This window comes from Rhizobium ecuadorense, assembly GCF_001187535.1.
GTDB classification, from domain to species: Bacteria; Pseudomonadota; Alphaproteobacteria; order Rhizobiales; family Rhizobiaceae; genus Rhizobium; species Rhizobium ecuadorense.
On record NZ_LFIO01001599.1, the window covers coordinates 1 to 371 of the forward strand.

Annotated in this window: 1 protein-coding gene; it reads right to left on the bottom strand. The window is 59.6% G+C overall.

The window, feature by feature from the left end; translation table 11 throughout:
- Nucleotides 1-50: 50 nt before the first annotated feature.
- Nucleotides 51-371 (bottom strand): ArsR/SmtB family transcription factor (locus AF337_RS32705; protein WP_063844355.1); only part of this gene is annotated, 321 nt, incomplete at its 5' end.

Below are 371 nucleotides of genomic sequence, written 5' to 3' on the forward strand. Positions count from 1 at the left end.
CCTTCAATCCGTTCGGCGTGATCCAGGTATAGAGGTCGATCATGCCAGGTTCAATCGAACATCATTTCGTCGACCGGCAGCTTCGTCATTCCGAAGCGCCCGGTGACATCGTCGAGGCCAGAGAACATGTCCCGCAGAGTTTGCACGATCGTCTCGACGCGCGGATCGATGACGCGATAGACGATTGCCTTGCCGTCGCGGCGTCCTTCGATCACACCGGCCTCGCGAAGCTCGCTCAATTGCTGGGAAAGCGTCGGCTGGCGGATACCGAGTTCGTCCTCCATCGCCGAGACCGGGGCTTCCGTCTCCATGAGATAGCAGACGATCGCCAGGCGGTTGGCATTGGCGATCAGCTTCAGCAATTCGCTGGC